Annotated in this window: 30 protein-coding genes; 16 read left to right on the top strand and 14 right to left on the bottom strand. The window is 55.0% G+C overall.

Annotated elements, in window-relative coordinates; translation table 11 throughout:
* Positions 1 to 50 precede the first annotated feature (50 nt).
* Complete coding sequence (locus HMPREF1287_RS08810; protein ID WP_023016480.1) at positions 51 to 401, top strand: VOC family protein; 351 nt, start codon at positions 51 to 53, stop codon at positions 399 to 401.
* On the opposite strand, the gene HMPREF1287_RS12875 is transcribed toward HMPREF1287_RS08810, so the two are convergent.
* The 3 genes from HMPREF1287_RS12875 to HMPREF1287_RS08820 form a co-directional block, all read right to left on the bottom strand.
* Positions 402 to 701 (bottom strand): HEPN domain-containing protein, encoded by a 300-nt coding sequence (locus HMPREF1287_RS12875; RefSeq protein ID WP_366513730.1) that lies wholly within the window; start codon positions 699 to 701, stop codon positions 402 to 404. It abuts the gene before it with no gap.
* On the bottom strand, positions 702 to 1,031 hold the full coding sequence (locus HMPREF1287_RS12615; RefSeq protein ID WP_023016482.1) for a hypothetical protein: 330 nt from the start codon (positions 1,029 to 1,031) through the stop codon (positions 702 to 704).
* A gap of 297 nt (positions 1,032 to 1,328) precedes the next feature.
* Positions 1,329 to 2,303 (bottom strand): NAD-dependent epimerase/dehydratase family protein, encoded by a 975-nt coding sequence (locus HMPREF1287_RS08820; RefSeq protein WP_034653306.1) that lies wholly within the window; start codon positions 2,301 to 2,303, stop codon positions 1,329 to 1,331.
* Between the two features lie 82 nt (positions 2,304 to 2,385).
* On the opposite strand from HMPREF1287_RS08820, the gene HMPREF1287_RS12240 reads away from it, so the two are divergent.
* The 9 genes from HMPREF1287_RS12240 (at position 2,386) to HMPREF1287_RS08855 (ending at position 6,994) form a co-directional block, all read left to right on the top strand.
* On the top strand, positions 2,386 to 2,718 hold the full coding sequence (locus HMPREF1287_RS12240; RefSeq protein ID WP_198010394.1) for a transposase: 333 nt from the start codon (positions 2,386 to 2,388) through the stop codon (positions 2,716 to 2,718).
* A 199-nt stretch (positions 2,719 to 2,917) separates the two neighbouring features.
* Positions 2,918 to 3,079, top strand: a complete 162-nt coding sequence (locus HMPREF1287_RS12880) for a hypothetical protein (RefSeq protein WP_284637196.1) — start codon at positions 2,918 to 2,920, stop codon at positions 3,077 to 3,079.
* A gap of 71 nt (positions 3,080 to 3,150) precedes the next feature.
* Positions 3,151 to 3,627 (top strand): integrase core domain-containing protein, encoded by a 477-nt coding sequence (locus HMPREF1287_RS12885; RefSeq protein ID WP_369707507.1) that lies wholly within the window; start codon positions 3,151 to 3,153, stop codon positions 3,625 to 3,627.
* 72 nt (positions 3,628 to 3,699) lie between these two features.
* Positions 3,700 to 4,383, top strand: a complete 684-nt coding sequence (locus tag HMPREF1287_RS08830; protein ID WP_023016486.1) for a LysE family translocator — start codon at positions 3,700 to 3,702, stop codon at positions 4,381 to 4,383.
* Between the two features lie 106 nt (positions 4,384 to 4,489).
* On the top strand, positions 4,490 to 5,137 hold the full coding sequence (locus HMPREF1287_RS08835; RefSeq protein ID WP_232218889.1) for a LysE family translocator: 648 nt from the start codon (positions 4,490 to 4,492) through the stop codon (positions 5,135 to 5,137).
* 9 nt (positions 5,138 to 5,146) lie between these two features.
* On the top strand, positions 5,147 to 5,476 hold the full coding sequence (locus HMPREF1287_RS08840) for a YbjQ family protein (RefSeq protein ID WP_023016488.1): 330 nt from the start codon (positions 5,147 to 5,149) through the stop codon (positions 5,474 to 5,476).
* A 57-nt stretch (positions 5,477 to 5,533) separates the two neighbouring features.
* Positions 5,534 to 5,818, top strand: coding sequence for an RNA-binding S4 domain-containing protein (locus HMPREF1287_RS08845; protein ID WP_023016489.1), 285 nt, complete (start codon positions 5,534 to 5,536; stop codon positions 5,816 to 5,818).
* Positions 5,819 to 6,646 (top strand): VOC family protein, encoded by an 828-nt coding sequence (locus tag HMPREF1287_RS08850; protein ID WP_023016490.1) that lies wholly within the window; start codon positions 5,819 to 5,821, stop codon positions 6,644 to 6,646.
* A gap of 18 nt (positions 6,647 to 6,664) precedes the next feature.
* Entirely contained in the window at positions 6,665 to 6,994 is a 330-nt protein-coding gene (locus HMPREF1287_RS08855; RefSeq protein WP_023016491.1) for an MGMT family protein, read from the top strand.
* On the opposite strand, the gene HMPREF1287_RS08860 is transcribed toward HMPREF1287_RS08855, so the two are convergent.
* Positions 6,978 to 8,603 (bottom strand): amidohydrolase, encoded by a 1,626-nt coding sequence (locus HMPREF1287_RS08860; protein WP_023016492.1) that lies wholly within the window; start codon positions 8,601 to 8,603, stop codon positions 6,978 to 6,980. The two genes, HMPREF1287_RS08855 and HMPREF1287_RS08860, sit on opposite strands and share 17 nt — an antisense overlap.
* Before the next feature lie 203 nt (positions 8,604 to 8,806).
* On the opposite strand from HMPREF1287_RS08860, the gene HMPREF1287_RS08865 reads away from it, so the two are divergent.
* The gene (locus tag HMPREF1287_RS08865) at positions 8,807 to 9,973 is read left to right on the top strand and encodes an MFS transporter (RefSeq protein WP_232218852.1); all 1,167 of its coding nucleotides are present in this window, start codon (positions 8,807 to 8,809) and stop codon (positions 9,971 to 9,973) included.
* A gap of 186 nt (positions 9,974 to 10,159) precedes the next feature.
* Here HMPREF1287_RS08865 and HMPREF1287_RS12620 read toward each other — a convergent pair whose 3' ends face one another.
* From HMPREF1287_RS12620 to HMPREF1287_RS08880, 3 genes are all read right to left on the bottom strand, one after another.
* Positions 10,160 to 10,375 (bottom strand): helix-turn-helix domain-containing protein, encoded by a 216-nt coding sequence (locus tag HMPREF1287_RS12620; RefSeq protein WP_198010370.1) that lies wholly within the window; start codon positions 10,373 to 10,375, stop codon positions 10,160 to 10,162.
* A gap of 774 nt (positions 10,376 to 11,149) precedes the next feature.
* Positions 11,150 to 12,385 carry an IS256 family transposase gene (locus tag HMPREF1287_RS08875; RefSeq protein ID WP_023016495.1) on the bottom strand — a complete coding sequence of 412 codons (1,236 nt, stop codon included), beginning with the start codon at positions 12,383 to 12,385 and terminating at the stop codon, positions 11,150 to 11,152.
* Positions 12,386 to 12,490: 105 nt separating this feature from the next.
* Positions 12,491 to 13,111: a PucR family transcriptional regulator ligand-binding domain-containing protein gene (locus HMPREF1287_RS08880; RefSeq protein WP_023016496.1), complete on the bottom strand. Its 621-nt coding sequence runs from the start codon at positions 13,109 to 13,111 to the stop codon at positions 12,491 to 12,493.
* A 146-nt stretch (positions 13,112 to 13,257) separates the two neighbouring features.
* On the opposite strand from HMPREF1287_RS08880, the gene gabT reads away from it, so the two are divergent.
* On the top strand, positions 13,258 to 14,586 hold the full coding sequence (gabT, locus tag HMPREF1287_RS08885; RefSeq protein ID WP_023016497.1) for a 4-aminobutyrate--2-oxoglutarate transaminase: 1,329 nt from the start codon (positions 13,258 to 13,260) through the stop codon (positions 14,584 to 14,586).
* A gap of 28 nt (positions 14,587 to 14,614) precedes the next feature.
* Here gabT and HMPREF1287_RS08890 read toward each other — a convergent pair whose 3' ends face one another.
* The 3 genes from HMPREF1287_RS08890 to HMPREF1287_RS08900 form a co-directional block, all read right to left on the bottom strand.
* Positions 14,615 to 15,667, bottom strand: coding sequence for a histidinol-phosphate transaminase (locus HMPREF1287_RS08890; RefSeq protein WP_005276271.1), 1,053 nt, complete (start codon positions 15,665 to 15,667; stop codon positions 14,615 to 14,617).
* A 103-nt stretch (positions 15,668 to 15,770) separates the two neighbouring features.
* Complete coding sequence (locus HMPREF1287_RS08895) at positions 15,771 to 17,096, bottom strand: amino acid permease (RefSeq protein ID WP_023016498.1); 1,326 nt, start codon at positions 17,094 to 17,096, stop codon at positions 15,771 to 15,773.
* A gap of 72 nt (positions 17,097 to 17,168) precedes the next feature.
* Positions 17,169 to 18,422 (bottom strand): M20 family metallo-hydrolase, encoded by a 1,254-nt coding sequence (locus HMPREF1287_RS08900; RefSeq protein WP_023016499.1) that lies wholly within the window; start codon positions 18,420 to 18,422, stop codon positions 17,169 to 17,171.
* A 167-nt stretch (positions 18,423 to 18,589) separates the two neighbouring features.
* Between HMPREF1287_RS08900 and HMPREF1287_RS08905 the strand changes: the two genes are divergently transcribed.
* Positions 18,590 to 19,858, top strand: coding sequence for a helix-turn-helix domain-containing protein (locus tag HMPREF1287_RS08905; protein WP_023016500.1), 1,269 nt, complete (start codon positions 18,590 to 18,592; stop codon positions 19,856 to 19,858).
* Positions 19,859 to 19,865: 7 nt separating this feature from the next.
* Here the strand turns inward: HMPREF1287_RS08905 and HMPREF1287_RS08910 are convergent, their stop codons facing one another.
* Entirely contained in the window at positions 19,866 to 21,521 is a 1,656-nt protein-coding gene (locus HMPREF1287_RS08910) for a thiamine pyrophosphate-dependent enzyme (protein ID WP_023016501.1), read from the bottom strand.
* Positions 21,522 to 21,651: 130 nt separating this feature from the next.
* Between HMPREF1287_RS08910 and HMPREF1287_RS12250 the strand changes: the two genes are divergently transcribed.
* From HMPREF1287_RS12250 to HMPREF1287_RS11955, 3 genes are all read left to right on the top strand, one after another.
* The gene (locus HMPREF1287_RS12250) at positions 21,652 to 22,551 is read left to right on the top strand and encodes a LysR family transcriptional regulator (protein WP_034653312.1); all 900 of its coding nucleotides are present in this window, start codon (positions 21,652 to 21,654) and stop codon (positions 22,549 to 22,551) included.
* A gap of 58 nt (positions 22,552 to 22,609) precedes the next feature.
* A complete protein-coding gene (locus tag HMPREF1287_RS12735) occupies positions 22,610 to 22,780 on the top strand; it encodes a hypothetical protein (protein ID WP_023016503.1) in 171 nt (56 codons plus the stop codon).
* A 117-nt stretch (positions 22,781 to 22,897) separates the two neighbouring features.
* On the top strand, positions 22,898 to 23,701 hold the full coding sequence (locus tag HMPREF1287_RS11955) for a hypothetical protein (RefSeq protein ID WP_232218854.1): 804 nt from the start codon (positions 22,898 to 22,900) through the stop codon (positions 23,699 to 23,701).
* 18 nt (positions 23,702 to 23,719) lie between these two features.
* Here the strand turns inward: HMPREF1287_RS11955 and HMPREF1287_RS08925 are convergent, their stop codons facing one another.
* From HMPREF1287_RS08925 to HMPREF1287_RS08935, 3 genes are all read right to left on the bottom strand, one after another.
* Positions 23,720 to 25,051 carry a hypothetical protein gene (locus HMPREF1287_RS08925; RefSeq protein ID WP_023016505.1) on the bottom strand — a complete coding sequence of 444 codons (1,332 nt, stop codon included), beginning with the start codon at positions 25,049 to 25,051 and terminating at the stop codon, positions 23,720 to 23,722.
* A gap of 225 nt (positions 25,052 to 25,276) precedes the next feature.
* A complete protein-coding gene (locus HMPREF1287_RS08930) occupies positions 25,277 to 26,128 on the bottom strand; it encodes a PrsW family intramembrane metalloprotease (RefSeq protein ID WP_023016506.1) in 852 nt (283 codons plus the stop codon).
* A gap of 2 nt (positions 26,129 to 26,130) precedes the next feature.
* Positions 26,131 to 26,712 (bottom strand): hypothetical protein, encoded by a 582-nt coding sequence (locus tag HMPREF1287_RS08935; RefSeq protein ID WP_023016507.1) that lies wholly within the window; start codon positions 26,710 to 26,712, stop codon positions 26,131 to 26,133.
* Positions 26,713 to 26,750 lie beyond the last annotated feature (38 nt).

The raw sequence follows: 26,750 nt of genomic DNA on the forward strand, positions 1-26,750 counted from the left end.
AACACCTCGCATTGTTGCAGGCGCGCTGACGCGCGCACATAATGGAAACCATGAGCGACCCCAACTTCACGATCCGCCAGATCACCTTCGACTGCCACGATCCCTCAAAGCTCGCCAAGTTTTGGTCCGCCGCAACCGGCTGCGAAATCGCCGCGGATTACGGCGATTTCGTGATGGTTGATTCCACCCCGGCGCTGGGATTTCAGCGCGTTGAGGAACCGACACCTGGGAAAAACCGCATGCACGTCGACGTTGGCGGGGCGGAGCGCGAAACTTTAATAGAACGCCTCAAAGACCTAGGCGCCACCGAACTCACCACCCACGAAGCGCCGGGATTGGTGTGGACCGTCATGCAGGACCCGGAAGGCAACGAGTTCTGTGTGGGCAGCCCCAAGGCCTAGCTACACATTGCACCTAAATTCAACCATGTGCTCATCGAATTTTTCAATCAGTCGCCGAACAAAATCAGCCCAATTACGGACTAGACCAAGGTTAAGCGCATCGGGCGTTGAACCTCGATGCACAATTTCACCTCGTATTATGACCAGCTCGGAAACCTGTTTCCGCACCGCCGCGTTGGTTTTCTTCTGCCATTTGATTTCCCGCAGCGGGCAGAAACCGAGGATACTTTTGTACAGGCTTTCGACACCGCCAACGCTAGCTGTGTTGAATCCGTAACGGCCGTCCGAATCTCCTTCGATTCACAATCGAACAAGTTCAAGTACAGCCGATCGCCACGAGTCGCCCACGAACACCCACGGATCACTACTTTGCTCAGCCACCCACGACCGTAACTTTTCCGGCAGCTCATCGGCTTTCTTATTCGTCAAAAGCCATTCAACCGTCTCGATCAGTGATTCTTCGACATAGACCTCCCACGCCGTATAGCAGAGGGATGTACCCGCGCGCAGTAACGGCCCGTAACCTGGCCCCGCGGGCTTTCCCGGCTTAGGGTCCTTCTGTGCGGGATGGTGGTCAAGAAGGGAATTGACATCCTCTAAGAGTTCTTGGGCAGCCTCTAACGCAGTCATATCCCTGACTTCCTTTACTTCTTGTTTCCAGAGGTAGTATTAAATTTAAACTCGACGGAGTGGCGAAAGAAGGCTACCTCACTCAGTTGCAAGCGATTCGAGAAGCCGAAAAGTGTGCCGCAAGGCGTTTCCTGCTCGGAAAGGCAGCCTCCGCAGGCTAGATCGTTCCGCGTCATGAAGAGCTAGCACCGCCGAAGTTCCCCTCAAGTCAGATTCGGACTCATTCTAACAGTCAGTCGCGGGGCGAAAACCAACTCAGCGCGGTCCCGACTGCAACTAAAACTGGTCCTGCCGAAACTAAATACCATCTTCTAACCGCTGGCGAAGCACGACTTCCTCTTCATCGCTGAGCCCAGTGAGTCTTTCCCCCTGATGTTCTTCTTCGAATCGCAGCGCATCCGCCAATGTTTCTTTCAACGGGCGAATCCGCAGGCCAGCTTCGTAGGCTGCGGCGCAATCGAGTAGCGCGATGTTGCGAAACTGTTCACCTGGTACCCACAACGGCAACGATTTTGGGCCCATCCACGGGGTTACATCATTAGCGAGAAGCAGTTCATCAGAGCAAGGTCGTTCCGTAGCCTCCGATGCGGTTAACTCACGCGAAATCTTGAACACATCGGACAAGGAAGTAGCAAACCCCGTAGCGTTAAAGGTTCCGAAAGTCCCAACTTCTGCAGACTCAACTATCCAGCCTGCAAGGTCTTTCACATCAATCATAGCGACGGGAAACGCCGGGTCTGGGACGATCACGTTCTCACCCGTGGGATGCGCGAAGCGCCACGGATAGTAACCACTGCGCCCTGTTTCGTCGCCGTAGCCGGCGATCAGACCGGATCGAACTACCATTACCGACCGATTTGTGCTGCGATAAATCGTTTCGCAAGCAGACTTTGCGGCTGGGTACTGCCCCATGTTCTTCATGTAGTCAATTTCAAGCGGAGCGACTACGGAATCAGACTCAGAAGAAATACTTCCCTGATCCTCATATACGCTGCTCGAGGACACAAATATACGATGCTTGGCCTCGAGTTTCGCCGCCGCATCCCGCGCATGCTTCGGCTGACTCGTCAGATCCACAATGGTGTCCCACGTTTTCCCCGCAACCTCATCGTACGCACCGTCACGGTCACGGTCCGAACTCACAAAGTCAGTTCCGTTGGGAACCTTCCCGTTACCCCGTGCAAGGCAAGTAACTTCATGTCCTCGCTCGACTGCTGCAGTCGCTATGTGTCCTCCAAGGAAACCGGTACCACCGAGCAATAAAAAGTTCATGTCACTAGTTGTGCACGAAACCTTCTCACACGTGAAGTGTCCCAGGTTTTGTTCCGTTTGAGTAGATGGGAAAATCTGGAATATGCCAAGAAAATTTGACCAAGATGCGAAGGACCGTGTGGTCCGTCTTGTAGAGGATCGTATCTTGGCGGAAAACATGTCGATGCGCCCCGCGTGCCAGGCAGTAGCTGCAAAGTTGGGGTTTCATGGCACACGGCTCGTCTATGGACTTAAGTCTGCTCGTCGTGCGGGAAACACCCCAGAACCTGTGCCTGAAGATTTGGCTGCCGAAAATGCCAGGCTACGCCGTGAAAATCACCAGCTTCGAGATACCAATGAGTTGCTGAAGGCTGCGTCAGCTTTTTCGCCTCACGACCAGGCCCCAAGCCTCGGTTATGATCCGGTTCATCGATAAATACCGCAATCATTTCTCTGTCGAGTTCATCTGCACTGGCGCTAAAAGAATAGCCGGGCTGGTGGGTTCATCACCGCGCGTGGTTATCGCCAGTCCAAAGCCCGAGGGCTAAGTGCTCGTCGCCTTCGTGACGGTTGTTCTAGTTGAACGCATTAGTGCTGTTCATCGGGATAATGACGGTGTCTTAAGCGTGCGGAAAATGTGGCATGCACTTCACCGTGACGGAATCGATATCGGTCGCGAACAAACCGCCCGGCTGATGCGCCTGGCTGGTGTTTCTGGCAAAGGCAAAGGCGGATCACCAATCACAACCCGTACACCTCAACGTGCCGGATCTGCGCCCGGATTTGGTCGAGCGTGAGTTCAAAGCCCAGGGCCTTAAACAAGCTGTGGGTGGCCGACATTACCTACGTGCGTACGAAGAAAGGCTTTGTGTACACCGCGTTTGTCACTGACGTTTACTCCCGACGGATCGTCGGATGGGCATTATCGGACTCGATGCGCACTTCAGGCATTACCGCTGCAAGCACTCAACCAAGCGACCCAAGTGTGCGAGGGAAACAACAGGTCTTATTCACCATTCGGATCACGGCTTATAGTACGTCAGCGTTGTCTACAACCAGCGACTTGCCCAGCACGGGATTGTCGCTTCTACTGGGACTGTCGGTGACTCCTACGACAATGCTCTGGCTGAAAACGTTAACGGCCCCTCATAAGAACGAGCTAATCCATACTCGCAGGTGGAATGACGTTGTAGAGGTAGAAATTGCGACATTCGAGTGGGTGTCATGGTGGAACGAGGTAAGGCTCCACCAAAGCCTGGGATACCGAACCCCGGCCGAGGCGGAAACCGAATTGTGGAAGAAAAACCCGCAACAGGGAATAATAGAAATCAAGGCAAATGCCTAGGAACAAAACTCGGGACACTTCACTACTATTATTTACAGACTGAAACCTCTATCTGGTACAAGGATCTAGTTCATGACCATTTCCTCACTTCTTACCCTGATGGGGATTTGGCTCGCGGCTTTGGTGTCTCCGGGCCCGGATATCGTGCAGGTCATCCGCGTGGCCCCACGATTCACGCGCGCCGGGCTATTGTGCGCGGTGGGGGTATTTAGCGGAACGGTCTTTTGGATTGTCGCCTCCCTGGCAGGTTTATCGGCGTTGATTACGGCGCGGCCGGGCGTGCTGAGCATCTTGCAATTGCTCGGTGGTCTTTTCTTGCTGTACATGGGCGTATTGTCCCTGCGCAGCGGGTTAGCCGCGCGGCGCGCGCCCGCCCGCGAGGTGGACACGGAAGACTACGCGGAGCAGGCGCGGGCGGCTGGCGATGCCGACGTCGAAGACATGACCAACTGGCGGGCCTTCAAGCTGGGGCTGGTGACTAACCTGTCGAACCCCAAGGCATTGGTATTTTTCGGGGCGGTATTCGCCCAATTCATCCGCCCGGAAATGTCTGTGGGGTGGACCATCGCCGTGGCGTTGATTCTTGCTGCCATGTCCTTCGTGTGGTTTTCTTCCTTCGCGCTGCTCGTGCGCGCGGCCGCGCGGTGGACGGCGCGGTATTCCGCCGGCATCGATATGGTCTCAGGCCTCGTCTTTGGGCTGCTCGGTGTGGTGATGGCCGGGGAAGGCGCCACCGCGCTGCTGAAGTCACAGTAGTTACCTGTTTCGCTGCAGGTGAGACACTTCCTACAGTTGTATGCGTTAGTAAAAATGCATATGAATGTGGAGGTGTTAGGTGGCTATAGGTGCCCTTGTGACCCTGATGGGCGTATGGTTCGCGGCCATGGCTTCGCCGGGGCCGGATGTAGTGCAGATTATCCGCCTGGGTGCGCGGTCCACCCGCGCGGCGGTGTGGGTGGCCATTGGCAGCACGACGGGCCTTGCCCTGTGGACCATCGCTTCGCTCGCCGGGCTTTCGGCATTGATCTCTACGCATGAGGGCATCTTGGTGCTCCTGCAGGTCTTGGGCGGCAGCTATCTGCTGTGGATGGCCTATAGCGCGATTTCCTCCGGCCTGCGCGAGCGGCGCGCACCCGCCACCGTCGTAGGCACGGAGAAGCAGGCACCGCAGCCGCGCGGGTTTACCCCGGACGGCATCATCAAGGCGAAGACCGCCTACCGCATGGGGTTGGTCTGCGATCTTTCCAATCCCAAGGTGGTCATCTTCTTTGGCGCCATCTTTGCCAATTTCATCGACCCAGGCATGGGCGTGGGCGGAAACGTCGTCGTCGCCGCGGTGCTGATACTGGAAAGCTTGGTGCTCTTCGTCGGCGTCGGTTTGAGCACGCGCGCGGTATCGAAGTGGATGGCCAAGAACTCGGCGTGGGTGGACATCGTCAGTGGCATCGTCTTTCTGCTCCTCGGCGTGATTATCCTCTTTGAAGGCATTCGCGGGCTCATTGCGATGTAACCTGAAGTTATGATTTTTACTACCACGAATACCGTCGACGGCTATGAAATCAGCAAATACCTGCGCATCATCGCTGGTGAGACCGTTACCGGGATCAATATGCTGAAAGACTTCGGGGCATCGATACGCAATATCACCGGCGGCCGCGCCTCTGGCTATGAAAGCGAGGCCATCAAGGCCCGCGAGGCGGCGCTGGATGAATTGTGGCGCCGCGGCCAGGAATTGGGCGCCGATGGCGTGGTGGGCATTGCCTTCGACTATTCCCCAATGGGCACCAATAATGACATGCTTTTGGTCACCGCCACGGGCACGGCGGTCTCGCTGCGCGCGCGTGACTAAGTTTCTCCACCCCCACCCATAGCCGCGCGGGAACGGCCTCTGGGTAAGCTGGGCGGCATGCTTGAGGTTGCAATTTCTGGCGAGTCCATCAAATTGGGCCAGTTTATTAAACTGGCCAGCTTGGTCGGCACCGGTGGTGAAGCCAAGGAACTTATCGCAGAAGGCGCGGTCACGGTCAACGGTGACACCGAAACCCGCCGCGGCGCCACGCTGCAGATTGGCGATGAGGTGTGCATCGAAGGCACCTGCGCGCGCGTGGGCGAGCCCGACGATGATGATGACTATTTTGATGAAGCCACCGCAGACGATGACTTTGATCCGGAAAAGTGGAGGAATCTATAAATGCCCGCATTTGAAGCCGAAGTAGGCATGCCCTACTGGATCGATCTGACCACCTCGGATCCGCGCAAGTCCGCCCACTTTTATGAGCAGGTCTTGGGCTGGGAAATCTCGGCCGAGTCCCAGGAGGACAACCCCTACCAGATGGCGCGCCTGCAGGGCCTGCCCATCGCCGGCCTCATCCCGCAGCCGGACGAGGCGCCTATGCCGGATACCTGGGTGACCTATTTCCTCTCCAAGGACATCGACGGCGATTGCCAGCGCACGGAGAACCTCGGCGGGCGCATCTTGGCCGCGCCCCAGCCTGTGCAGCTAGGGCACATGGCCCTGCTTGCCGATGCCGCCGGTGGCATGTTCGGCCTCATCCAGCCCTCCGGTCCCGAGCACTTCGTTGCCGGTGGCGAACCTGGCACCCCGGTATGGCACGAGCTGACCGCTACGACGCGATTCCAGCAGGCCATGGACTTTTATGGCGAGCTTTTTAACTGGGAGATTCGCGCCATGGAGTCCGAGGACGAGAATTTCATTTACGCCACCGCGGAAGAAGACGGCGCCCCGTTTGCAGGGTTGTGGAATGCCGAAGGCCAGTTCCCACCCCAGGTACCGAGCTTCTGGCAGACCTACCTAGGGGTGCGCGATATCGATGCCGCCGCCGAGAAAGCGGTAGAGCTCGGCGGTGAAATCATCCGCGAACCGTGGGATTCCCCTTTCGGGCGCATGTGCCTGCTCGCGGATTCCACCGGCGCGACCGTCACCCTGACCGAGGTCGAAGACGCTCCCGAGGATGAGCCCACCGAATCCGATGACGTACTCAACCCCACCAGGGACTAAGCGCGGGGAGAGGCGTTTATGTCAGACTCCTCTGATTTAGCACAGCGCGTGCTAGCCATCGTGGCCGTCATCCCACCCGGCAATGTGTCCTCCTACGGTGAGGTGGCAAAACTCGCCGAGTGCGGGGCCCGCAATGTCGGCACCGTCATGAATAGGCACGGTGGTAACGCCGCCTGGTGGCGCGTGGTCCGCGCCAATGGTGCCTCCCACGATCCCGTTCGCGCGGAAGAATACTGGGACCGCGAGGGCATCGAGCATTCTAACGGGCGCGTCGCCATGCATAAGCACGGCATGGATGCGCGGGACCTAAACGAATTATTGGGCGATGATGCTATGCGCGATGAATGATTTCTCCACCACGCATAGTTGCATTAATCGGAATAGTAGATAGTTCTTCAGTCGGGGTTTCAAGCGGGTTTTGCTGCAAGAAGGCGATATCTGCAAGGAATCCTTCTTCAATTTTTCCTTTGTGTCCACTCCAACCGGTAGCACGTGCGGAGCCAATCGTATAGGCATCGATAGCTTGCCGTACGCTTATGCGCTCAGCAGGGGAATACGCACTATTGGAAGAGGTTAATCTTTCTACAAAAGATTGGATAACCTTTAACGGGGCGCCTTCAGCTACAGGCCGGTCAGAGCTTCCAGGTAATACGGCGCCGGCATCAAGTAACCTCTTAGCTGGATAAGAGTCCTTAACTCGGTCGGGACCCAAGAGCTCTGCCATGCTATCGCCGAATGCCTTAATAAAATGTGGCTGCGGGGCTAATGCGATATCGAGTTCTGCAATGCGTTGTACCTGCGCATCAGTGGTAACGCCACCATGTTCAATGCGGTGGGGGATAGCAGGGCGACCGTAAGCCGCGGTTGCTTTGTCAATGGTGTCGATGGCAAGGTCTACCGCGGCATCGCCGAGTGCGTGCATGGCTAAAGACCACCCAGAAGCGGCGGCCCGCAGCGCGCTGGCTTGCATGGCTTCTGGGTCGTGCTGGAAATAGCCGGAATTTCCCGCGCACTGGCAATAGTCATGGCTCATAGCCGCAGTCGTTCCGAGGATGGAACCATCTGTGAAAATTTTCGTAGGTCCAATTTGTAGGCGGTTGTCCCCCAATCCTGTGCGCATTCCGGTATCAAGGGTTAGAGCTTCTGGATCATCGGCGTGATGGGGAAGGTCGTGCAAGGCGTCTAGTGTGATCATTGTCTGCACACGATGCCGTAGACGATTATTGTCTCGCGCGTTTTGATAAGCCTGCAGCTCCAGCGGTGAATGCCCAATCCATCCGCCGGCAATTCCTGCATCGGTGACAGAGGTAAGGCCTTCTGCGGCATAGACCTTGGATGCTGCGGCTAACGCCTTTTCCAAGTGAGGAAGGGCCTTAGGCTCGAGGAGCTCATTAATTGGGCGCATAGCATTTTCATCTAGTACTCCAGTAGCCTTTCCGCTTTCATCCACATTGATGGTTCCCCCTTCGATCTTTTGCTCAGGGTGGGTGCCAATGCCGGCACGTTCTAAGGCCTCAGAATTAACCGTTATTGCGTGGCCCGAATTGTGTTTTATAAGAAGGGGTCGCCCCTTGGTAATGGAATCGAGGGTATTGATATCGAGGGGGCCGTCATCCAATAGATGTGGGTTAAAGCCGGAGGCGATGATCCACTCACCCGTAGCCTCATCTAGTGATCCCTTTAGAGTGTCATAGACCGTAGAGCATTTACGCGCATCAGCAAGGCTAATCTCTAAAAGGGTTTCGCCGAACCATACCGAGTGTGCATGTACATCGTTGAAGCCAGGTAGCGCATAGCTTCCTTCGGCATCGAATTCTGTGTGAGCTGAGGAAGCGAAAGGGGCCTCTCCCGCTGGGGCAATATTGGCGATTTGTTCCCCGAAAACGGCGATATCGTATAGCCTGTTCGTCTCCGTTAAGGGCAGATGAACATTGCGGATAATAGTGCTGAACTGCATCGTAACTCCCTATAGTTGCTTGGGTCACACCCTAACAGGTGGGAAATCTTCAGGGGGAGGGATTGCCGGTAAAGCTCGTTGAATTGTGCATTTATCCAATATGAAGATGATTATATTGTAAAAAATTAGGTTTGTTATAAGTTTATTTGCGCTGGATCACAGTCTGTATAAAGTGTTGGCCAAGCAAATGAACGGAGAAAAAGTTGTCCGAACCACACAAAACGGCCCTTTCTGGGGCGCACCAGAACGAGGAAAATATAAGTGAGGAAGTCGTAAGCCAAGATATGGGACGGATTGCCTTATCGGCATTCGTCGGTACTGCCTTGGAATGGTATGACTTCTTCTTATTCGGTACAGCTTCGGCTCTGATTTTCAATCATCTATTTTTTGCATCAGGAGACCCGGCTACCGCAGCATTGGCATCCTTTGCCACTTTTGGTGTGGGATTTTTAGCTCGTCCCCTAGGGGGCGTTCTGTTTGGTCAAATGGGCGACAAATGGGGACGCCGTCCTGCATTGATCCTTTCCATTGTGGTTATTGGTACTGCAACTGGTCTGGTAGGTGTCCTCCCAGATTACTTTGCCATAGGTATCGCTGCGCCTATCCTGCTGACATTGTTGCGGCTTCTACAAGGTATTGCGGTTGGTGGTGAATGGGGTGGCGCCACCACGCTCGCTATCGAACATGCACCGGAAGAAAAGCGCGCTCGATATGCGTCGCTCGTACAAGTCGGATCGCCTGCAGGTACATTGCTATCCTCCGGCGCTTTTGCCTTGGTCTTTATGCTGGACGATGGCCAAGTAGATTCGTGGGGCTGGCGAATTCCATTCCTTGCAGCTTTCCCTTTGCTCGGGGTAGCGCTATGGATTCGTATGCAGGTTGAAGAATCTCCCGTATTTCGGGCTTTGGAAAATGAAGCAGAAAGCGCACCAAAAGGTTCGCTCAAGGAGCTGTTTACTGAATGTGCTCCTCAGCTTTTGTGGTCGACACTCGCAGCGCTTTTGGGCATTGGTGGATTCTTCGTGATGAATACATACGTGCTGAGTTATGGTTCTTCGGCGCTTGGACTAGAGCGGCAGTCATTGGTCAATGCGACTGTCTTGGCTGCTGTATTCCAGATACTCATCTTGTTCTTTTTGGGTCGCCTTGCAGAGAGGATTGGCAGCAGTCGAGTGATCGTCTTCGGCGGCATTTTAACCGCTATTGCGGCATGGCCCTTGTGGCTAATGATCGACACTGGGAATATGGCAATGGCAACGGTGGCAATCGTTCTTGGAATTTGCTTTGCCACTATTCCTTATTTCCGTTATTGGCGTGTTGTTGGGGCAGATGTTCCCAGCCAATCTTCGCTATTCCGGCATGGCCATTAGCTACAACGTATCAGGCGCAATCTCGGGGCTTTTGCCGCTCATTGCTACATGGTTGAACTCTTTCCATGAAGAGCAATCCATAGTTCCAGCCATTATTATCCTCATCGTTATTTCTCTTGCGACTGCCCTCGGTGGGTTCATGGGTGGCCGCCACCAGCGAAGCGATGATGTGCAGGTCCGGGAGAGTTAGTCGCTGACTACCAAGAGCAGGAGCTCAGCGCGAACAACGGGATCTGTGAGGTCTACTCCGCAGAGTGCTTGAATTTTCCTGATTCGAGAGCGCACGGTATGGCGGTGGACTGCGAGGTGCTCCGAGGTGGCAGCGATCTGAGAACCAGCGAGCAAGAATGCTTCAAGAGTGGGGAGCAATTGTGTCCCGTGCTCGGTATCGTAATCAGTCAAAACATCTATGGTGGTGCTGCGGCGATTTTCTAGTGCCTCGCGGACGTACGGGTTATGTAGCCAATCTGGTGCGGGTGATGAGTAGACGCCGCTCGTCCCGCGGTCAAGGCTATGTGCATGTTTATTCATCTGCGCTATTAGCTCGGGATTGACTTCGCGCCAGGGTATTCGCGGAAGGATTGAAACACGCACTGTTGGAAGATTGGGTGCGGAAAGTACTTTTTCCTGCGATACATCGTCTGCGGGGGCGGTGACGATTAGAGCAGCCGAGTTATCTACGGGCAGGTGGAAGTAATTGGTTCCGCCTTGTGCGGTCGTATGTTTTAGTGAAGCTAGGACTCGCCGTAACTGTGCTGGGGTGTCAGCGTACACTAAGTAAGCGGTGACGTTATCGGATGTGGAGAGTGTTGAAAATGCAGCCTCTAGGAGCATTGGCACACAGGATTCCAATTGCACAGCTAGGGCTAGCTGTCCCAAAAGGTCCTGTGCAGTGGACCACGGGGACTGCAGCAGTAAGCCAGCTAGCCCGACTACATGTCGGATTAGCGCGCGGTCAAAAGAGCCTATTTTTTCGGTGGCGCAGACTGTGAGGCCGTAACGATGCTGGGAATTGCTCTGAAAGTAGGTAGTTACCGTGGATAGGTTCCCTGAATTTTTAGAGTTCACAGAATGTGCCGTTGAGGTCAAGTCCGTTTGAGTGGTGTTTCTACCTTTCGATAGAGCATGCAGTGTGATGGTGTCAGGGGCCAGCACGTGCTCGGTGCTTTAACTGGTTCATGCGACCTCCTTGGTGGTGTCAGCGTCTATGACGTTGGCGGTAATCAATGCTTTGGTCTGTTCCAGGCTGGTTAGTGACATGTAGCGGTTTTGCTGGATCCAGTCATCGTGTTGTTCTGCTAGGACAGCACCAACAAGGCGCACGACAGCGTCACGATTGGGGAAGATGCCTACAACATCCGTACGCCTGCGGATTTCACGATTGAGCCGTTCAGTAGGGTTATTCGACCAGACTTTCTTCCAGACGGATTTCGGGGCGTTGGTAAAAGCTAAGAGCTCGTCGAGGGCTTCTTCCAGGTAGCTGGCAACGTGGGGGAATTTATCTTCACAAAACGCTACGACCTCACGTGCTTGGGACCACACCGATTCCGAGTCTGGTTGCTGGAATATCGTATGAAACATCGCCGATAGGGTTGGCCACTGGGTCTTGGCAACCATCGAAGACAGGTTTTTAGAAAAGTGCGTTCGACACCGCTGCCAGGACGCATTCGGCAACACGTCACTAATCGCATGCTGGATTCCTAGATGCGCGTCACTGGTGACAAGATAGACCTCATTAAGTCCGCGAGCTTTAAGATCCCTAAAGAACCCAGTCCACGACGCCACAGACTCAGATGTAGCAACCTGCATGCCCAATAGCTCACGATAGCCTTCGGCATTAACCCCGGTAGCCACGAGGACGGAAGCTTTGACCACGCGTCCTCCTTCGCGGACTTTCATGGTCAATGCATCACAGGCAACATACAGGTATGGACCGGTATCGAGTGGTCGGGTACGGAAGTCTTCGACCATCTCGTCCAGGTCTTTAGCCATGTCAGATACCTGCGACTTTGAAAGATTATTAATTCCCAAACTGGCGACGAGATCGTTCATCCTGCGTGTGGACACGCCTTTTAAATAGCAGGTAGCTATTACGGTTGTTAGTGCTCGTTCTGCCCGAGTGCGTCGTTGCAATAACCAGTCCGGGAAAAATGACCCGGTACGTAGTTTGGGTACAGCGACATCAATGGTGCCAACGCGAGTATCAAGATCGCGGTGGCGGTAGCCATTGCGGACATTGGTTCGAGACTTAGACGTGGTGGCGTAGTCGGCGCCGCAGATCTGGTCTGCTTGAGTCGATAGGATTTGGTTGATGAATCCTTGAAGCATCTCGCGCATGAGATCTGGGGATGCTTGGGCAAGCAATTCGTCTAAGTAGGTAGTCGGGTCTATAGAATATGGGCTAGCGGCCATCGTGGTTATCCCTTTCGAGGAAGTGTGGTTACGGAATCGAAAGGTACTACGGTGGTCGCCGGCCTCATTCATAAGGGGCCCACCGTCAGTTACAGATACACCACGCTACTGGACGCAACCTGCCGTTGACGGTGAGTCCGAGACAGAGAAACTGGAATCATTCGTTGTTTTCAACGCATCGAGTCCTTGATACGTAGCACTTGCAATCTCAATGCCCTGGGCATCGGTGAGGGTGACTGCGGCGTGTAGCTCTTTTCCGGCATGAGTTATGAGCGAATTAATGCCTTGGGTCGCAGCATGATTTAATCGCTCTTGTTGGCGCTCAAATACGCGTCGTTGTTCTTGGTCTTGGCGGGTGAACTCCGCATTTACAGCGTTGATGATGGATATGAACGGAATGGCACGGGGGACCTCAAACAGCGTAAGGCCATAGTCGATGCATGCGCGTTCTAGCTCGGGAGGCACCTTAGAAAAAACCAAGCCGGTTCCGAATCCGATGCCGTGTACACCGGCCGAGGCCAGCGTGCGCGCGTAGGTAGAGAAATCCGCCGGGGAATGTTCAAAGGCGAGGCCCAAGGTAAGAACGACTGCTCCTTCTTTGGTGAATTCGGTGGGATTTTTAAGTTCGCTGGCTTGGACCGTGGTGAAAGACTGGTGGGGACAATGAAGCGGGCGCAGTTGTAGTTTGCTTTGATGAAAAAGCCAGGTAAAAGTACTGGTGCTCATAAAAGTCTCGTTTGCTGTCGGAGTGGCTATACGGTCTGTATATCACAGTGGGAAATTTTCACCATAGTGTACGTAGAGGAGAAGCTATGTAGGCGGTCACAATATATTTAGACAGGTTGAAAATCACTGTGTGGAAAGGACACGATATGCGAGAGCTTGAATACCGTTTGGAGCAAACGCGCAAGGTAGAGGGACAGCTCCCTGGCCCAAAGAGTGCTGAATGGGATGCCCGGCGTAAGGCTGCACTGCCGGCTGGGCTCAATCCAGGTTTGCCTGGCTACGTGGTGGATGCCGATGGCGGAATCCTTGTAGACGCAGATGGAAACCGATTCATCGACTTGGCTTCCGGCATTGCAGTGACCTCTGCGGGCGCCTCTAATCCGGCGGTTGTACAGGCAGTACAGGAGGCGGTCGGGCATTTCACTCATACGTCTTTTCCCATCTCACCGTATTCTTCTTATATCGAAGTTGCGGAAAAGCTCAACTCGGTGACGCCCGGTGATCACGAAAAGCGCACCATCCTATTTAATTCTGGAGCGGAGGCTGTAGAAAACGCGGTCAAGATTGCCCGCAATTACAGTGGTAAAACCAGCGTGGCCGTGATGGACCGCGCGTTCCACGGCCGCACCAATCTCACTATGGCGATGACCGCCAAGCAAAGCCCTTATAAGTCAGGATTTGGGCCATTTGCGCCGGATGTCTTCCGCGCACCGATGTCTTATCCGGTTCGCGATGGCCTTAGCGGAGAAGAAGCCGCAAAGCGCACTATTACCACTTTGGAACAAGAGATCGGTGCCTCTAATTTGGCTTGTGTGGTCATCGAGCCGATCCAGGGTGAAGGAGGCTTCGTTGTTCCGGCGGAAGGTTATCTTCCCGCCATTGTTCAGTGGTGTAAGGATAATGACGTCATCTTTATCGCGGATGAAATCCAGGCTGGCATGATGCGCACTGGTACCTGGTTTGCTAGTGAACATGAGGGCATTGTCCCCGATATGATCACTACTGCGAAGGGCATTGCCTCTGGCATGCCGCTTTCTGCTGTAACTGGGCGTGCCGAAATTATGGATGCTCCACAGCCAGGCGGCCTTGGCGGCACCTATACCGGTAACCCGGTGGCCTGTGCGGCTGCCTTGGCCACATTTAAAGAATTCGAAGAAAAAGACTTCGGCGCCCGTGCTAGCCGCCTGGAAGACATTGCGCGAGAGGAGCTGGCGGAGCTTATCAAGGATGAGCGTGTTGCCGACTTCCGCGGTCGCGGCGCGATGTTGGCACTGGAGTTTGTCACAGCGGACGGTGAGCCAGACTCGGAGTTGGTGCATAAGATTGCCGACGCTGCGAAGGAGGAAGGAATTCTTATATTGACCTGTGGTCTTGACCACAACGTCATTCGCTTCCTGCCTTCGCTGGCTATTCCAGAGCACTTGTGGCGCGAGGGCTTGCAGGCGGTCGTGGACAAATTCCATGAATTTAAGTAAAGCCGGTTTGGCCTTTGTACCACCCGGCCTAGTCGCCGGTTTCCCCTTCCCAAGGCTGGATACCGGCGCGCTCCCAAGCGTTGAGGAAGGCTGTTGTCTCTTCCTCGGTGGTGATGGAAACGCGCACGCCCTCATCGAGGTAACGGCGGATAATGATGCCTTCCTCCGAAATCTTTCGCTCTACTTCTTTAGCATCACCTCGTGGTAGCCAGACGAAATTGGCGCGTGATTCGGGAACACCGAGGGCCTGTGCCACGCGGGTGCGCTGACGTTTGGTTTCGTCCACGCGTGCATCCAGCTCATCTTGGGCATGAAGTGCGGCGATGGCTCCAAGCTCGCCAATGTAGCTGACAGTGAGTGGCAAGGCGAGGAGATTGAGGGCATCGACAAGCTCGGGTGATGCCATGCCATAGCCCACGCGCGCGCCTGCAAGACCAAAGGCTTTGGAGAAAGTCCGAGCACCAATGAGATTTGGGTAGTTCTGAATCTCCTTGGCCGCATTTGGGCTATCCGGATCATCGTTGTATTCCCAGTAGGCTTCATCTAGGAGGACCACGATGTCCTTCGGTACCCGAGCCATGAAGTTTTCGAATTCTTCCTGGCTAATGGTGGTACCGGTGGGGTTATTAGGATTGCACAGGATGATGAGGCGCGTCCTATCGGTGATTGCATCGATCACTGCATCGAGGCCCAGCCGGTCATCATGCGTAAGCGGAGTCATTATGGGTTCGGCGCCAGCCATGCGCACATACAGCGGATAGGCTTCAAAAGAGCGCCATGGAAAGATGACTTCGTCGCCGGTATGGCAGGTAGCCATCACCGCCTGCTGCACAATGGCAGATGCTCCTGGGGCTACCGCGATGTTTTCTTCTGGTAGGCCCAGATAAGTCGATAATTCCGCTCGCAGCTCTGGTGAGCCATTGATTTGGTACCGATTCGCCACAGAAGCCGCCTGCGTCATAGCCCCCAGAACGGATGGAAGGGGTGGATTTGGAATTTCATTTGCAGAAAGCTTGAGCTTATTTGGCTCAGTTTTACCGGGCTTGTAGTCGGGGAATTTGTGCAAATCATCGCGTAGCATCGTAGTGCTTCTCCTTAAAATTGAATGTCAGCAGTGGAGAGATCGACGTTGAAATATAATGACAATCTTTTGAATTGACAAGGACGGAGAGGGAAGGGGGCCTTTAAATCAGGTTCCAGACCGTTACGGCCATAATGACAAGGCCCATTCCAAAGACGAAGTAATTCCAGATATCATCCTTGAACTGGGAATAGTCATCAAACTTCTTAAACATGTAGACAGGCAGTAGGTAGACCAAGAAGGCAACGAAGATGCCACCGACCACGGAAATCATGTCCACGATGGAAGGGTTATAGACGGACACCAAGGTGGTAGCCGTAAACACAATGATGTAAATGATATTGAGCAAGGTACGGCGGGACACCTTATTTGCCAATCGAGGTACAGCGATGCGCAGCAAATATTCCGTGCCTTCCTCAGAGCCCAACATGTGCCCAAAGTAAGAAGAAATGATTGCGCACATGGTGATAACTGGTGCCATGTAGGCCATGAACTGTGAGCCCGTTATGTTCGCAAAATAGGACAACACGGGGATGTTTTGCTCAGTCGCTTCCTTCATACCGTCTGCGCCCAGGGCTAGTACACATGACCAGACGAAGAACATGGTGAATACGACCAGCAGAGCAGCGGTGTAGACCTCCGTGCGGGAGACATGTTTTTCCGTCTTATCGCCGTAGGCGGGCTGCATATCTACGGAGAATTGTGAAAGCGCTGCCATGTGGGAAAAGGAAAAGACCAGGACTGGCAGAATTAACAGAATCCCTTTCAGGATGCTTAAGCCACCGTCTTCATACTCAAAGTGGATAAAACTTTGGATATCCCACTTTGGAATCAAATAGAACGAGGTGGCAGCCAGGGTGATGATGAGCGGGTAGACCAGTATTTGCGCTAGCCACAGCATGGGCTTGCGGCCAATGGCAAAAAGGCCAGTCATGATGCCAACGCAGACGATAGATAGTACCCACCGGTTAATGCTGGGGCCATCGAGCTGGTTGACAATGAAACTGTCGACCACGTTGGTGATGCTGATGCCATAAATGAGCACCGTCGGGACGATGGCCAACCAATACAAAATGGCGATGAAAAGTCCACCATTGCGACCTAAGTAATGGCGTACAAGCTCCAGGACATCTTTGCCGTGCTGTTCTTTTGGGGCACCGCTGACGATCCGAGCGTAAGTCCGGTGAGAAAAGTACACCAGCGGGAAGATGAAAACTGTGGCAAATACCAGCGGCCAAAAGCCAAACGAACCGGCGTTAAGCGGTAAGAAAAGAATGCCGGCACCAACGGCGGTGCCAAACAAGGTGATTACCCAGGAAAGAGTGGAACCAGTCGTTTCGGTCTTTTTCGATTGCTGCGAATTATCACCCGGCGAGGAAGAATTTTCAGTGTTTTCTGTATTCGCCGGATCGTGAATTGGGGTACTCATAATGATCCTCAGTTATTAATTGGGGCGGATGGAATGAAAGTTCAGTCTTTGACTGCCACGGATATCCGCGATTTAAGCGTTAAGTGCGCCTTGGCATAGCTCAGTCAGGGTGGCTGTCATCATGCGCACGCCGTCTTCCATGTCTTCATCTTTCGTAAACTCTGCCTCATTATGAGAGATGCCGTCTACGCTGGGGATAAAGAGCATGACGGTGGGGCAAGTATCTTTCATATTGGTCGAGTCGTGCCCCGCTACGGTTTGGACTTGTTCGTGCTTGAGGCCAAGCTCAGTGGCAACCGCATCGGCCAGGTGGACGCCTTCTGGTTGGTAGGGCGATAGCTTCCACTCATGCGTGGGGGTAAGTTCAATTTTTACCTTGGCTTCTAATTCGGCTTTGCTAACGATGTCGCGTACTGCCGCGTAGCCCTCATTGAGCGTTTCCCAGTCTGGGGAACGCAGGTCCAGGTTCATCTGCACTTCGCGGGCGATGGTGACTGGGGAATTGGGTAGGACTTTCATGGTCGAAACGGAGGCCTGCAGCGGGTGTCCTTCGCGGGCTTCGGCATAGCGGCGTAGTTCCGAAATCACAATGGAAGCACCAAAGAGTGCGTCTTGACGGTCCGCCAGAAGGGTAGATCCAGTGTGCCCCTGTTCGCCGCGAACAGTAACTTGGAATTTTTTGGCGCCCCACGTCTCAGCCACGAGCCCGATGGTGGCACCGGAGTTATCCATGCCGCGTCCCTGCTCGACATGGATTTCCGCATACGATGCGGCCTTGGGTGGGGTAAAGCTGCCGATGAACCCGTGGCGTTCCAGTTCAGAGTGGGCAGTGGTCCCATCCAGCGCAGTTGATTCATAGGCGCTGGTGAGATCCATCTTTCCGGTATAAACCGAGCTGCCCATCATGGAAGGTGTAAAGCGCGAGCCTTCTTCGTTGAACCAATTGACCACCGCGAGATTATGGGTGGGGGTGAGCTCGCCAGCCTCCACTCGGCGCTTGACTTCAAGCGCTGCGTGGGCGGAAGCCAGGACTCCGTAAGAACCGTCGAAGCGCCCTGCTAGAGGTTGGGAATCCATGTGGGACCCAGTGAGTACGAAGTCGGCACCGTCTATGAAACTGAGCAATCCGTATTGGTTGCCAATCTCATCGTATTCGACGCGGAAATCGTGGCTTTCTAGCCAAGTGTGGAACCAGCGGCGTACGGCAGCATCCTCGTCGGTGGCTGCCTGACGGTCGATTCCGCCGCCTGAGGTGGCACCGAAAGAAGACATGGTATGAAAGTCTTCGATAAATTCCGGTGTGTCTTGTGTCGAAGTAGCAGACATAAAAGGCTCTCCTCAGCTCTTTGTAGTGTGCATCACAAAGAAATACATTAGCGAGCAATATTACGTTTTATTAGTGAATTTGAGAAAATGATGGGTTATAGTGGCTTTTATTGTGCATTTGCACAAAAAGAGGTTGGAGAGAGCTGAGGCCGGTAATGGGAGGTGCAATGCCCGCAGAAAGGCTGGATACAGAGTGGAATGACCTCGTCCGCAGCATCGAAGGGGATGTGGGCACATTCGTCGATGAGTTCATCACGGAGTTTTTAGCACGCAGCCCCTACGGTGATATCGCCGTTGATGAGTCGGATTTGCGGGAAACTTCACGGGCGGTATTTACCGCATTGATTACTAAACTATGGGATGCTCCCCAGGGCGAGTCGGCCCTTCCTGTTGGCGAGCAAGCAGCGCTTGATAGGCGCTTACAGGAATTTGGCCGCTTGCGGGCACTGCAAGGGATTTCCATTACTGCGGTGGTAGAGATCATGCGCCTAGACTTCATCGTTCTTTGGCGCGGGCTAGCTAAGCGTTCCACCCCACAGACTCAACGTGCTCTAATCGCGAATGCAGAGCGGGTACAAGCTGCCGTTGATGAGATTTCTTCCCAAGTCAGGGTGGCGTTTATGCAGCAACAAGCGGCGATGCGCAATGACGCGAGGGTCAGTGCGCACCGTCACTTGGAAAGACTGTTTAATGCCCCAGAGCTAAGTCAGAACCAATTAGAGTCTATTGCCCAGGCCTTAGGGGTGGACCAACATGAGGTTTATGATGTTCTCGTTGCTGGTCCCTCACACGCCGCCCAGTTGGAGCAGGCTTTGGCGCCGTATCTGGCGGCCGGTTCGGCGTGGGGTATTTATGTGCGCCAGGCTTTTTGCGCTTTTTACCCGGTTGCAACAGCACGAGGTAATGAGGCGGCACCAACGGCAAGTCCAGAGGTTGCAGACGCGTTAGCACCAGAGGAATACTGTGGCTTAGATCGTGCCCGTGAGATGACTGCGAAGGCCGTTTCCAGCATTGTTCTGCCAGCCCAACGAGGGATCGGCGCAGTGCGCGCGTGTAGTGGCGGGCTTATTGATATGGCGGCGGCGGTAGAAGCTTCCGGCGTGATGGGTGATAAGGGACCAATAGCAGCCGAGGAAGCTTTGCCCATAGCCTTAAGTAGTTATGCGTATCATCTGCTTCCCGGCGGTACTGATGAGCCCGTAAACTGTATGGAGCGATTGCCGGACAAAGAACGCACCAAGTTGATTGATACAGTCACATCCTATTTTGCGGACGGTTCTATCAAAAGCACCGCCCGCGCGCTGGATTGTCATCGCAATACAGTCATTAACCGGCTCAAGCACTTTCAAGCAGTAACAGGGTTATCACCATTGGTGCCTGCCGATGCGTTCTACATAGGAATGGTGCTCTATCGGCTAAAGCACCCTGTTAAATAGCGCGGTTTTATCGCGCCGCAGGCAATGACAGATCCTGATCGGTATACACATTGACCACGGCCGGAATGCCGTTATTTACTGCCGTCAAAGCGCGTTCGATGGCTCCGGCAACATCCGCGTCCGCATCCACTGATTCTCCATGGGCACCGTACCCTTTGGCGACGGCGGCAAAATCTGGATTAGCCAATTGCGTACCGGAAACACGGTCTGGAAAGTGATTCTTTTGGTGATCACGGATGGTACCGAATTCACCGTTGGTCATGATGACCGTCAAAAATGGTGCCCCGAATTGTACAGCCGTGGCAAGTTCCTGACCATTCATCAGGTATTCCCCGTCGCCGGCAATGGCAACCACGGGGCGTTCAGGAAATTGCAATTTCGCCGATACCGCACCTGGGACGGAATAACCCATCGACCCGTTGCGCGCTGCTAGTTGAGAAGGGTAGTGCTGGGTGGGCAGAAATTGTTGTGCCCAAATGCAGTGGTTGCCTGCACCAAAGGTAAAAATGGCCTCTTCCGGGAGTTGGTCTTGCAACGCCTTAATGACTGCTTCCATATGCGCGGTGCCTGCAGAGGTTGCTCGCCAGTCCGACTCACTTGGAATGGTGGAGAACTCCTGGTGAGCGCGACGAGCGTTTTTAAACCACTCGGATTGCGCTGAAGATACCTCTCCGATGGTGATGTTGTCGAGGGCTTCCGCCAAGGCAACGGGGGAAGCCAAGATATGGCGGCTGATGGCTCCGGAATGTCCACGTAGGCCGGTATCGATGTTGACCACGATATTTTCCGGATGGGGATCTTGGCGCAAGGTATATCCGTCGGAGGGGACATCGGTAAGCAAAGCTCCTACCTCCAGTAGCACATCGGCTTCGGAAAGGAGCTCTGCGGCATGATCATTGCGGCCATAGCCCAACCAACCGGCATTGGCTGGCGAAGAAAAGGAGATGCGGTCGCTGGCGCGAAAATCGTGCACCACGGGAATCTGGTTGATTTCCGCGAACTTTTCGATCGCTCGCGCGGATTCTGGGGTCCAGCGGCCGCCGCCGGCAAAAATTAACGGCTTTTTGGCAGCAGCCAGCTTTTCCGAAACATAAGCGGCATCCGCTGCAGAAACGGCTCCCTCCGTCACTGGGATGGGTGCTTCAATTTCGCCTTCAAAGTCCTGGTAGAGCACATCTTCTGGTAATCCCACGATCACGGGGCCGGGACGGCCTTGCTTGGCCTGGAAGAAGGCTTCTGCCACGACGCGGGAGGCGCGCGTTGGATCATCGAGGACGAAAACCTGCTTGGCCTGAGTGCCAAACCACGCCTTAGGGTCGAATTCCTGGAAGGATTCACGGTCGCGGTCAGAGAAGGGGATGAGACCGACGAAGATAACCATTGGAGTGCCATCCTGCCAGCCGGTGTGGACTCCTACGAAGGCATTGGACGCGCCGGGGCCGCGGGTGACCATGGCAACACCGGGCTCGCCCGTAGCCTTGCCGTAAGCCTCTGCCATATAGGAAGCGCCGCCTTCTTGGCGGGACACGATCGCTTCTACAGGTGAGTTATACAGCCCGTCCAGGACAGGCAGGAAGCTTTCTCCAGGGACGAGGAATGCCCGAGAGGTGCCGTGGGCAGCCAGGGATTCGGCGATAGCGGTACCAACATGACGACGAGTCATAGCAGTCACTCCTTAAAACTGTGCGCTGAATTACTGCATTCATTATCCAAGTCTGATGCTATGCCTGTCTAATGCCTAAACCGCTGCTATTTCATTACCATTGCGCATAACCAATGCTTAAAATAGGTATGTGGATATACAACGCGTCAAATATTTCCTTACCCTGGCGGATTCGCCCACAGTCACCGCAGCGGCTTCTAAGCTCGGCATTACCCAACCGGCATTGAGCCGGCAATTGCGTCGCTTCGAAAAAGAGGTCGGCCTCGAGCTGTTGGAGAGGGGCACGGGCGCAACTGGTTCTCCTGCTACTTCATTGCGGTTGAACGATACGGCTCGATCACTTCTTCCCGCGTGTCGTCGCCTTTATGCTGAAAACCGAAGTACCGAACGTGCCGCAGAAGTCCTGCGGCAAGGTGTCGTAGAACGGCTAATTATTGCTGCAACACAAACTACGATTTCCACCATCGTGGCGCCTCTGATTGCTACTGCTCAAGAAGGCATTCCAGTGGTCACCACACAGCCGATAGAACACTATGCAGCATTCAATGCTTTGGAAGGCAATGCCGATGCCGTGGTGTCTCCATTGCCCCCACGAGATGACCTCTGCTTTCATGCGTTGGGGCAAGCCCCCATTCGCGCCTGGGTGCCGCCAAGCTGTGCGTTGGCCGGGCGGGACAACGTGGATATTGCGCAGCTATCCCAACACAGATTGGCGCTTCCTAGCCACCGCAGCGTGTCCCGCACTCTGTTTGATGCCTTCCTTGGTACCGCAAGCGCCCCGCTCGGAGAGATGATTGAATGCGATGACACCGCCACCTTATTGGCGTTAGCTAAAGCGGAGAAGGCCCTTGCGATTTGTACTGCAATTGCCGAGGCTAACTTGGTACCGCTAAAAATTACTGCGGGCGACGAAAGCCTTCAGGGGGTACCGCTGTATTTGGTGTGGAATCCGGGCCATTTTGCTAGCGCGCAATTAGAGAAATTGGGCGATGCACTGCAGAACTATATTGCTGCGGCTACGACGGCCTAAAGCGATAGTCTGGGGAACGTAAGAATGGCGGACAAAATAGCGCCTCCTCTGCTGTGTTGTGGTTATAGCTGTCATCGTTGCTTGCGTATTTATTGCCGCGCAGTACGAACTAAACGCTTGGCGGATACAACAAGAGCGCTATGGGTGGGGCATCGAGCACTCCCACGGGCGCGTCGCCATGCATAAGCACGGCATGGATGCGCAGGACCTAGAAGTATTGCTGCAATAGATAGTACAATAGGGAAACTTTTTGCATTTATAGCCTGCGGCGATGTACATCCAGGGCTACGCTAAATGCGTTATGAAAAAGCTGGCAATAAGTTCTCTCGTTACCACACTCTCCTTCGTGACCATCCCTGCTGCCCAAGCGGTCAGCCTCGATCCCCACTCCGTGCCTGAGCGCACGCAGATCACCGTCAGGCACGATTCCGGCGCCACCGTCTCTACCGCCAATAGTCACGAGTCCCGCCCGGCGCTATCCTTGAGCAAGATCTACCTGGGGTATTGGGTGCTCAAGTACGGTTCTGTTGCCGATAAAGCCCAGGTAGAACATATGATCCGCTATAGCGACGATAACGTGGCCAGCGACCTGGACCGCCGCTACCCGCAGGCCATTCCCAGCATCATCCAAGAATTCGGGCTGAGCGAGACCCACTACACCGGCTACTGGGGAACCACGCAGACCTCGACCGAAGACGTCGCGCGGTTTACCGCGGAGATCCAGCACGATCCCATCGCTGCGCCCATTTTTGCGGGAATGGCCACTGCTGCTCCCGTGGCTGCGGACGGGTATCGCCAGGATTTCGGCACCGACCACATTCCCGGAGTGTGGGGCACCAAATTCGGTTGGTCCGATGATCGCACCATCCACGCCTCCGTATCTACTGGGCATGGGTTTACCGTAGCCGCCAATACCTACGGGGACGCACAGACCCATACCGCGGATGTCACGCGCGGCATCGGCAATGCGCCGGTCGGCGGATCCAGTGAGGCCATCGGTGCCCGCATCGAAAACGACCTCAACCTGCCGGAACCTGCGCAGCAGGCGCTTCGCGATGCCACCCGCACCGCCGCCGACCTCGAGCGCCAAGCGTGCGCGAACGCTAATCAAGCCCTAGCGCAGGTAAGCTCGGTCCGGGTGTGCCAATAAGCGCCGAAGGGCTGGCCTTTAGATCAGGTTCCAGACGGTCACTGCCATAATGACAAGGCCCATGCCAAAGACAAAGTAATTCCAGATGTCGTTTTTGAACTGGGAATAATCATCGATCTTTTTAAACATGTAGACCGGCAGCAGGTAGACCAAGAATGCCACGAAGATGCCGCCGACCACGGAAATCATGTCCATGATGGAGGGGTTGAATACTGACACGAGGGTCGTTGCCACGAATACGATGACATAAATGGTGTTGAGCAGCGCGCGGCGCGAGAGCTTATTGGCCATGCGGGGAACGGCAATGCGCAGGAGGTACTCGGTGCCTTCCTCGGAACCAAGCATGTGCCCGAAGTAGGAAGAGATGATCGCGCACATGGTAATAAGCGGTGCCATATAACCAATGAACGGCGTGCCCGTGACGTTGGCGAAATAAGACAGCACCGGGATGTTTTGATCGGCTGCCTCCTTCAATCCGTCCGCGCCGAGCGCGAGGACGCAGGACCAGACGAAGAACATGGTAAATACCACGAGCATTGCGGCGGTATAGAGCTCCACGCGGGAGACGAATTTCTCCGTCTTCTTGCCGTAGGCCGGCTGCACGTCTACGGAGAACTGCGATAGCGCGGCCATGTGGGAAAAGGAAAAGACCAGAACCGGCAGGATGAGCAGAATACCTTTAAGGATTCCCCAGATACCGCCTTCGTATTCAACGTTGAGGAAGCTTTCAAAATCCCACTTGGGGATCAAGTAAATGGAGGTTGCCGCCAGGGCGATGATGAGAGGGTAGACCAGCATTTGCGCCAGCCACAGCATGGGGCGGCGGCCGATGGCAAAAAGGCCCGTCATGACGCCTACGCAGGCAATGGACAATATCCACCGATTGATGCTCGGCCCGCCGAGCTGGTTGACGATGAAGCTATCGACCACGTTGGTGATGCTGATGCCGTAAATGAGCACCGTCGGCACGATGGCCAGACAGTACAATACGGCGATGAAGAGGCCGCTATTGCGGCCTAGGTAGTAACGCACCAGCTCCAGGACATCCTTGCCGTGCTGTTCTGGTGGCGCGCCGCTAACTATGCGGGCGTAGGTCCGGTGGGAAAAATACACCAACGGGAAGATGAAGACGGTGGCGAAGACGAGCGGCCAAAATCCGAAGGCACCTGCGTTGAGCGGCAAAAAGAGGATGCCGGCACCAACACCGGTGCCAAAAAGCGCGATGACCCAAGACAGGGTGGAGCCCACTGCCTTTTGCCGGTTGGCTTCCTCTGCGGAGTTTTCGGGAGCTGCCCCCTCTGTACTTTCCGTGCTGTTATCCGTGCGGGACTCGTAAGTTGGGGCATTCATGAAGGTCTTCAGTCCTTTAAGTGGAGGATAGGTGGCAAAAGCGCCTTGAAGCGAGTGTAGCGAAAGTCACTACTAATATGTGCCATAAACCACATATTTATGCGCCCGAGAGAGCACCAGAAGGCTCAGGCGTTCAAAGCAACCGCGTTTGTCCAAAAATCGAGGGAAATTTTGGCGGAATGCGGTTGTTTTGGACATTTTGGGAGAAACAAGCACGGCTTGGGGTTAGCGGGTGAAGGCTAGCGCGTCCTGTGCGGTGCTGTGGCTGTAGCTGTCATCGTTTTTGGCGTATGTATTGCCGCGCAGGATGAGCCAGACGCTTAGCGGGTACAGGATGATCGCTACGGCGAGGGCCTGGATGATGGCGGCGATATCGGAATCGTGCAGGTAATTCCAGCCAAAGTGCAGGAGGAAGGATACCGCGAGGCAGCCGAGCGCCACGCCGATGCGCCACCAGAGCGGCTTGGCGGCAGCGTAGAGGGCCCAGCCGATGCCCCAACCGGCCAGCGCCGTGAGCAAGACGTGCAGGCCAGGGCCGGCGATAAGGCGCAGGCCCCACATCTGCACGAGCCCGGCGAAATCGCTATTCGGGTGGGTGGTAGCGCCCATGGAGCCGTAAAGGATGTTTTCGTTGGCCTCAAAGCCAAGGCCCACGACGGCGCCGACCATCCACCCGTGCCAGGGGCGGTTGAGCTGGCGGAAGGACATCAGGACGAATAAAACGCCTGCGGCCTTGGAAATCTCTTCGGGATAGGCGCCGCTCCAGGACATGAAGGAATCGACCCAGCCTGAATTGATGGCGAGCTGCATGACCGCCGGGGAGCTTATAGATGCCAAGCTAATGGCCATGCCGGAGCCCCATAAAAAGGCAAGTGGTGCCCATACGCGCGCCGGGCGCGCCCACATGGGGCTCAGGCGCAATAGCGCGATGACTACCGCGACGAGGATCGCCGCGATGAGGAAGCTGATAATGCCCATTAGCGGCGAGATAAACAGCGTAATGAATGACTGGGAGATAAATCCGATAAGCCCCAGGCCGGAGAAAATCCACAGCGCGGTGCGAAAGAGCTTAGACATTTTTACACCAAGGCCTTTCCAGAAAACTCCTCGATATCAGCGGTGACTTCTTCTGGTAATTCGTCTTGCCCGAAGGCCTTCCAGAGGCGTTGAGTGGTCGTGCGCGTTGCTGCGGAATCCCCGGTGACGGTGACCACCCAGTCCTTATTCTCGTCCGCACCGGTGCCGTTGATGGAGATGGCGGCGGTGGAGGAGGGGGCATCGGCAAGCGCGAGGGCGCCATCTTTACCTTCGTAGACTTCGCCTTCAGGAAGGCCTGGGGCCATGCCATAGGCGCGGACCATGCGGCGCAGGGTGTGCTCATCGTCGTCGGTATCTTCCACGATGACGGCCTGCACGGTGACGTCACCGCAGGTCCAACCAACGCTGGCCAGCGAGGCATAATCGCGCTCGCAGTACAGATCGGAGACGGTAATGTCCCAGTCGTGGCTGGGATCAGACAGGGTTACCTGCTCCACATCGGCGTGGTGTTGCGGTAGCACCGCGTGGACGATGGCGGGCAAGGCAAGGACCACCGTCACAAAAGCAAGGGCGGCGATAAATAGGCTGCGCGGCCGGGCTGGTGGAAACCGGAATTTTTCCATAGTCCATACCTTAACTGGAAGGTTTGGCCTACAGTGGC

Source organism: Corynebacterium sp. KPL1986, assembly GCF_000477975.1.
Taxonomy (GTDB): domain Bacteria; phylum Actinomycetota; class Actinomycetes; order Mycobacteriales; family Mycobacteriaceae; genus Corynebacterium; species Corynebacterium accolens.

Bases quoted from the DNA above. Each gene is read 5' to 3' on its own strand.
- HMPREF1287_RS12240 (WP_198010394.1), top strand. From the start codon at position 2,386: ATGCCAAGAAAATTTGACCAAGATGCGAAGGACCGTGTGGTCCGTCTT.
- HMPREF1287_RS08895 (WP_023016498.1), bottom strand. From the start codon at position 17,096: ATGAGTACCCCAATTCACGATCCGGCGAATACAGAAAACACTGAAAAT.
- HMPREF1287_RS08855 (WP_023016491.1), top strand. From the start codon at position 6,665: ATGTCAGACTCCTCTGATTTAGCACAGCGCGTGCTAGCCATCGTGGCC.
- HMPREF1287_RS08860 (WP_023016492.1), bottom strand. From the start codon at position 8,603: ATGCAGTTCAGCACTATTATCCGCAATGTTCATCTGCCCTTAACGGAG.
- gabT (WP_023016497.1), top strand. From the start codon at position 13,258: ATGCGAGAGCTTGAATACCGTTTGGAGCAAACGCGCAAGGTAGAGGGA.
- HMPREF1287_RS12880 (WP_284637196.1), top strand. From the start codon at position 2,918: ATGTGGCATGCACTTCACCGTGACGGAATCGATATCGGTCGCGAACAA.
- HMPREF1287_RS08810 (WP_023016480.1), top strand. From the start codon at position 51: ATGAGCGACCCCAACTTCACGATCCGCCAGATCACCTTCGACTGCCAC.
- HMPREF1287_RS08890 (WP_005276271.1), bottom strand. From the start codon at position 15,667: ATGCTACGCGATGATTTGCACAAATTCCCCGACTACAAGCCCGGTAAA.
- HMPREF1287_RS08845 (WP_023016489.1), top strand. From the start codon at position 5,534: ATGCTTGAGGTTGCAATTTCTGGCGAGTCCATCAAATTGGGCCAGTTT.
- HMPREF1287_RS08820 (WP_034653306.1), bottom strand. From the start codon at position 2,303: ATGAACTTTTTATTGCTCGGTGGTACCGGTTTCCTTGGAGGACACATA.
- HMPREF1287_RS08880 (WP_023016496.1), bottom strand. From the start codon at position 13,111: ATGAGCACCAGTACTTTTACCTGGCTTTTTCATCAAAGCAAACTACAA.
- HMPREF1287_RS08910 (WP_023016501.1), bottom strand. From the start codon at position 21,521: ATGACTCGTCGTCATGTTGGTACCGCTATCGCCGAATCCCTGGCTGCC.
- HMPREF1287_RS08900 (WP_023016499.1), bottom strand. From the start codon at position 18,422: ATGTCTGCTACTTCGACACAAGACACACCGGAATTTATCGAAGACTTT.
- HMPREF1287_RS08840 (WP_023016488.1), top strand. From the start codon at position 5,147: ATGATTTTTACTACCACGAATACCGTCGACGGCTATGAAATCAGCAAA.
- HMPREF1287_RS08850 (WP_023016490.1), top strand. From the start codon at position 5,819: ATGCCCGCATTTGAAGCCGAAGTAGGCATGCCCTACTGGATCGATCTG.
- HMPREF1287_RS08835 (WP_232218889.1), top strand. From the start codon at position 4,490: ATGGGCGTATGGTTCGCGGCCATGGCTTCGCCGGGGCCGGATGTAGTG.
- HMPREF1287_RS08905 (WP_023016500.1), top strand. From the start codon at position 18,590: ATGCCCGCAGAAAGGCTGGATACAGAGTGGAATGACCTCGTCCGCAGC.
- HMPREF1287_RS08925 (WP_023016505.1), bottom strand. From the start codon at position 25,051: ATGAATGCCCCAACTTACGAGTCCCGCACGGATAACAGCACGGAAAGT.
- HMPREF1287_RS08930 (WP_023016506.1), bottom strand. From the start codon at position 26,128: ATGTCTAAGCTCTTTCGCACCGCGCTGTGGATTTTCTCCGGCCTGGGG.
- HMPREF1287_RS08830 (WP_023016486.1), top strand. From the start codon at position 3,700: ATGACCATTTCCTCACTTCTTACCCTGATGGGGATTTGGCTCGCGGCT.
- HMPREF1287_RS08935 (WP_023016507.1), bottom strand. From the start codon at position 26,712: ATGGAAAAATTCCGGTTTCCACCAGCCCGGCCGCGCAGCCTATTTATC.
- HMPREF1287_RS12615 (WP_023016482.1), bottom strand. From the start codon at position 1,031: ATGACTGCGTTAGAGGCTGCCCAAGAACTCTTAGAGGATGTCAATTCC.
- HMPREF1287_RS08875 (WP_023016495.1), bottom strand. From the start codon at position 12,385: ATGGCCGCTAGCCCATATTCTATAGACCCGACTACCTACTTAGACGAA.